This window comes from Pseudomonas rhodesiae, assembly GCF_007858255.1.
Taxonomy (GTDB): domain Bacteria; phylum Pseudomonadota; class Gammaproteobacteria; order Pseudomonadales; family Pseudomonadaceae; genus Aquipseudomonas; species Aquipseudomonas rhodesiae.
Genome location: NZ_VFEU01000055.1, coordinates 1 through 5,452 on the forward strand (window position 1 = coordinate 1; position 5,452 = coordinate 5,452).

Below are 5,452 nucleotides of genomic sequence, written 5' to 3' on the forward strand. Positions count from 1 at the left end.
TTTGGAGACGTAAGCCGAAGCAAGAGGTGATGATCCACTCGGATCAAGGCAGTCAGTACAGCAGCTCAGACTGGCGAAGCTTCTTGAAAGCTAACAACCTGGTAGCCAGCATGAGTCGTCGAGGTAACTGCCACGACAACGCTGTAGCGGAGAGCTTTTTCCAGCTGCTAAAGCGGGAGCGGATCAAGCGTAAAATCTACACTACACGCCAGGATGCTCGGGATGATGTGTTCGATTACATCGAGATGTTTTACAACCCAAAACGACGCCACAGTTTCAACAATCAGCTGTCACCGGTAGAGTTTGAAAAGCGTTACGCAGCGAGCCTGGAGAGTGTCTAGGAAACCCGGGGCGATTCACAAATCCATCTCGGTTAACTGCTCTTGCGCACCAAAGCCATGGTCACCCACGACCACGAATAGGGTGTCTTTGAAATAAGGCGCTTTACGAGCCTTTTCAAAAAATCGTCCAAGAGCCCAGTCAGAATAACGCATAGCTGTCAGGTGCTGGTCAAGCGAACCTTGTCCTGTGACGGGCTCAATAGGCAACACACCTGGCAGCGCGTATGGCGTATGGTTTGAAAGCGTTTGGAGGAGTGCATAGAAGGGTTTCTTTGGGTCTTGCTTGAGCAGTTCTTCTGCAGCGCGATCAAACATATCCTGGTCAGCCACTCCCCATGTCGGGTCTGATACCACGGGGTCAACAAAATCATTACGACCGATAAACCTTGTCATGCCCTGGTTACTGAAAAAGCCACGTTGGTTATCCCAGGCAAAATCGCCGTTGTAGACATACAGATCGTCGAAGTCGCGAGTGCTAAGCAACTGAGCCAGACCGGAGAATTGGTGGCCTCCTTCCGGAGTCTGCATCAAGTACTCGAAACCGGGTAAGTTTGGGAAGCAGGCCATGCTGGCAAACATGCCTTGATGGGTATGGGTGCCATTAGCGAAGAAGCGGCGAAACAGCACACCTTCTTGAGCCAACTGATCGAAGTTCGGTGTGATGCCAGCTTCGCTGCCGAGCGCGCCAACAAAGTGCCCAGCAAAACTCTCCATCAGAATCACTACGACATTGCGGATCGGCAGGCGCGTATTTTGTGGGGGCTGAAAATCGCGGCGGATCGCCGCTGTGTTCTGGTCTGCTAGGCGCTCGTGTTCGGTAAATAAGAGATCGCGTGTCAGGGTCGTCGCTTGATCTGCGAGCATGCGGCTCTTCCAAATCTTGTCGGCGCGATCACCTGAGTAGTGGTTCTTGGCTGCGGCATAAAGGCTCAAGGTGCCATTGAGGCCTAAGTGGTTGGCAAACATTGAGTCTGTGGTGAATGCATCCCCCCAGCGTAGTGGCGGCCCTTGCCGCAAAGTACCGCGCGCCACAACAACCGATATAGCCAGGCAAAGCAGCAGCGTCATACCATGACCGAGGTTATTCATTGTTCGGCGCGACTCGACGGTTGAGCGGCCCTGGCCACGAGTACGTTTATCCAGCCAACCCAGCAGTACGAAAAATAGAGCACTCAACGCCAGCCAGGCACCCAGTAGGCGCAGCACTGGAAAGCCATACCAGAGCATGCTCAGCACAGTTGCCGGGTCTTCCTGCAAATATTGAAAGACCAATGCGTTGAGACGCTGATGAAACTCTCGATAGAAATTCAGTTCAATCATGCCGAGCAGGATAGCTACCGCTGCGCAAGTTCCTAGCCAAATGCGTTGCCATGTCCGGCGGACCATTGCCGGGCGATATGCAAATGCCAGGGTCAGTGGTGCACAGATATAGACCACTAAGCGCAAGTCAAAACGCAGGCCATTAAAAAACGCTTCCGCCAGGCTGGTCCACGCGGTAGATCCAATCAGCTCTCGGTTGAAAAGTAATAGGGCCACGCGTAACAGAGTCAGCAAAGTTACTAATAGTGCTGCACTGCCAAAAAGGAAGGCCAGGTGTTCGCTTAGGCCAAGTTTTTCTTTCGCATTTGAGGGGCGGTTGCAGAAGCTGAGTGCAACACGGTTATTGATTTGAAGCTGGAGCATGATGCCGCATAGCCATGGCTTCCTGCATCACCTCGCCCATGACTTCGATCGGGCACTTGAAATCGAAGCGTTTACGGGGGCGCATATTCAGCTCCAAGGCGATGGCATTCAATTGCTCTTGACTGTGTACCGACAAGTCAGTCCCCTTGGGCAGGTACTGGCGCATCAGGCCGTTGATGTTTTCGTTGCTACCGCGCTGCCAGGGGCTGTGCGGGTCGCAGAAGTAAATAGCGACCCCTGTCTGCTGGGTGATTTCAGCATGCCGCGCCATCTCCCGGCCCTGGTCGTAGGTCATGCTCTTGCGCATCGCCAGCGGCATGCTGTTGAGCGCTGCACTGAAGCCCTCCATCGCCGAGGTCGCCGTTGCGTCGTTCATCTTCATCAGCATCAGGTAGCCACTGGTGCGCTCCACCAACGTGCCTACCGACGAGGCGTTGGCCTTACCCTTGATCAGGTCGCCCTCCCAATGCCCCGGCATCAGCCGGTCTTCGATCTCTGGCGGGCGAACATGAATGCTGACCATCTCAGGGATCTGGCCGCGCCGATCCACGCCACCAGAGCGCGGCCGGCGCGTCGTCTTGCCTTGGCGCAGGCAGACGATCAGCTCCTTGCGCAACTCGCCGACCGGCAAGGCATAGATCGCGTTATAGATCGTCTCACGACAGACGTAGGCATCTCTGAGGTTGGGTATGGTCATGCTGCGCAGCTTGCCGGCAATCTGCTCGGGAGACAAACGCTTACGCAGCATGTGGGCCACCAGTTCGAAGCGCTCGCTGCCCGGCACAAGCTTGCGCTTGGGGCGACAAACCTGGCGCCGAATGTTCATCTGTTGCTGGGCGCAGCGGGCCGAGTAAGCACCACTACTGCCTCGATTGCGCTTCAGCTCTCGGCTGATGGTCGAGGGCGACCTGTCAATCAGGCGAGCAATGCCGCGCAGGCTGAAGCCTTGAGCTTGACTGAGTTGAATGATGGCGCGCTCTTCGACGCTGAGTTCGGAATAGGACATAGGGGCAGCACCGTACCGGAAAGGTCAGGTGTTGCACTCAGTTTTCGCGGCCGCCAGGCTTCAGCGGACGCTGGCATGCGGGGAGGCATAATGGGTAGCCTTCTATAATTTAAGAATTGGAAGCTATAACAGGATTAAACCCCAAGTAAGGGCGATCAGTATCAGTGCAATGAGTTGCGCCGCACTTCCCATATCCTTGGCTTGTTTAGACAGTGGGTGGATGCTCAGGGAAATACGGTCAACAGTGCTCTCTATGGCTGAGTTGAGTAGCTCCACTACCAACGCCAGCATCGGCACGAGCATTAGCAGTACGCGCTCACTGTGGGTCACGTCCACCACACAGGCCAGCGGCAGAAGCACTGCATTTAATAACAGCAGTTGCCTGAAAGCCGCTTCGCCTTGAAACGCTGCCCGCAAACCTGCCAGCGAGTATCTAGTGGCATAAATAATGCGGATAAAGCCGCTGCGACCTTTCAACGAGAGGGCATCCAATTCGTCGCTCTGTGGCATGTTGCTCATGGCTGCAACACTCCAGCAGGGTTGTTCAGCGCTTGCTGATAGGCCTGGTGGAGAAACAACAGATCAGTTTCAGGCATGTTTCCACGGTGCCGCCCTAACTGGCCTAGGTCACGGCGAGCAGCGTCTTTGATTCGTAGACGTCGGCGGCTTTTTTCAAGATCGAGCAAGGCTATTTCGACCGTCACCGTGCCGCCTTCGTTTACCTGGGATTTGACGAAGATATGCTTGGGATAACAGCAACCATGCTGCCAGCCCGCCAGATGCAAGCGTGCTAGGGTTGTTGCGAGTTGTATCAGTGCAGCCTTCGTAAGCGCGGCACTATTCTCAACGGCGTACCACTGCTCTAGGCTGACAAAGCCTTGCAGGGCTTCGGTAACCAGCAGCGCCTGCCAGGCACCATGTTTCTGCCGTGCAGTGCAGTAAACGACGTTAGGTGTCTTGATGCCCAGGCGGGCAAAAGCGCGATAGGCCTGCAGTTCTCGCAGGATGGTCGGGCGGCCAAACGGATGCAAAAAAGTTCGGTAGGTATGTCCAATCTGACGCTTGCAGTACAAGGGTGGCCGCATTAAATCGCGCTGCTGCAACAACTGAACGCCGCTTTCGCCACCACGTCGCTTGTTGGCCGGTTCAACCCAGATACCGGAGCTATTCCACCAGCGATCAAATTCTGTAGTGATGAGCTGCGGCGATGCTTTTTCGGTCATTACGCCCATGGCTCAGGCCTCCTTGCGCAGCACATAAGTGCGCCACATGGCGTAGCCTGGAAGAAAATCTAGGTGATCGACGACGCGGAAGCCGGCTTGTTTAAATTCATCCTCGATAACTGACTTGGCTACGACAAATCGGTTTTGGTTTTGTGACGCCCGGCCTTCATCTGCTCGCCGCTGTTCCAGGCGGCGACGCTTCCATGCCTTGTAGTTGCCATCAACCCAGAGCGAAAGTATTACGCTATCGCGGCTAACGCGATGGAGCTCACGCAGAATGGCCAGTCGGTGCTCAGATGATTCAATGTGATGCAGCAGACGTATGCAGAAGATGCAGTCCACCGCATTGACACCCAGGTCAATATCAAACGCCGAAGTCTGAAAGGTATTCACCCGCGAGACTACCTCTGGCGGTTGTGCGGCGCATGCTGTAGCGAGCATATCGGCTGAGTTATCGGCGGCGAGGATCACCCGATTGGGCTGCTCGCAAAGCATGGGCCAGAAACGCCCAGCACCACAGGGCAAATCCAGCACCAAATTGGGTTCATCTGCTAGCTGTAGAGCCCTGCGCGCCACCTGAATATCGCGCCAGTGCGACAGCTGCCGAGCCAAGCCATCCTGATGTTTAATCAGGTACTGCTGAGCATGCTCTTGGTCATATTTACGGGAAAATTCGAGTTCGATGGGATTTGGTTTCGACATGGCGAGGCGTCCACAAGAAGGTACGCTCGCCACACTAGGGGGGTGGGCATCATGGCCCTGTCAAAAGGATGTGAAAAAATCGTCAAACAACGCTTTTCAAGGTTACGCTGAAGCATGCTCCCCCACCGGGTAGGTTCTGAACCGAGATCGTCCAACCCTGCTTGCTACAGATGCGTTTTACTAATGAAAGACCCAGCCCCAAACCATCCCCTCGCGCCTGTGTACCACGTACAAAGGGCTGGAAAATCTGCTCGTGCTGCTCGAAAGGAATGCCGCTGCCACTATCCTCTACGCGGAACTCTCCAGATCCTATTACTAGGCGTACAAACCCCCTCTCGGTGTAATGCAGTGCGTTTCGCAGTAGGTTGGCCGTATGCGTCCGGCCAAGTCATCTACCCAACCCCGCAACGCTTGGACATGGTGTGCACTTAATTTAAGTGGGCACCAGTTCTAGCCTTTTAAGCGGGTATGTCATGCAGCCAACACGCCGTTCCTAT

The 5,452-nt window shown here is 54.9% G+C and carries 5 protein-coding genes and 2 pseudogenes; 1 reads left to right on the top strand and 6 read right to left on the bottom strand.

The genetic code is table 11. From position 1 onward, the window contains the following. A partial coding sequence (locus FIV35_RS29265) for an IS3 family transposase (RefSeq protein ID WP_146375120.1) occupies positions 1-341 on the top strand: 341 nt, incomplete at its 5' end. Positions 342-359: 18 nt separating this feature from the next. Here FIV35_RS29265 and FIV35_RS29270 read toward each other — a convergent pair. The 6 genes and pseudogenes from FIV35_RS29270 to FIV35_RS29295 form a co-directional block, all read right to left on the bottom strand. Next, positions 360-2,024, bottom strand: a pseudogene (locus tag FIV35_RS29270) (LTA synthase family protein); the annotation flags it as partial. Further along, complete coding sequence (locus FIV35_RS29275; RefSeq protein WP_034139990.1) at positions 2,002-3,030, bottom strand: IS30 family transposase; 1,029 nt, start codon at positions 3,028-3,030, stop codon at positions 2,002-2,004. The pseudogene FIV35_RS29270 and the gene FIV35_RS29275, both read right to left, overlap by 23 nt. Positions 3,031-3,153: 123 nt before the next feature. Next, positions 3,154-3,540 (bottom strand): diacylglycerol kinase, encoded by a 387-nt coding sequence (locus FIV35_RS29280; RefSeq protein WP_026146694.1) that lies wholly within the window; start codon positions 3,538-3,540, stop codon positions 3,154-3,156. 5 nt (positions 3,541-3,545) lie between these two features. Further along, positions 3,546-4,262, bottom strand: coding sequence for a lipopolysaccharide kinase InaA family protein (locus tag FIV35_RS29285; protein WP_034139989.1), 717 nt, complete (start codon positions 4,260-4,262; stop codon positions 3,546-3,548). Between the two features lie 3 nt (positions 4,263-4,265). Then, positions 4,266-4,955, bottom strand: a complete 690-nt coding sequence (locus tag FIV35_RS29290; protein WP_034139988.1) for a class I SAM-dependent methyltransferase — start codon at positions 4,953-4,955, stop codon at positions 4,266-4,268. An 82-nt stretch (positions 4,956-5,037) separates the two neighbouring features. Further along, positions 5,038-5,334 (bottom strand): annotated as a pseudogene (locus FIV35_RS29295) (sensor histidine kinase); the annotation flags it as partial. Positions 5,335-5,452: the final 118 nt, after the last annotated feature.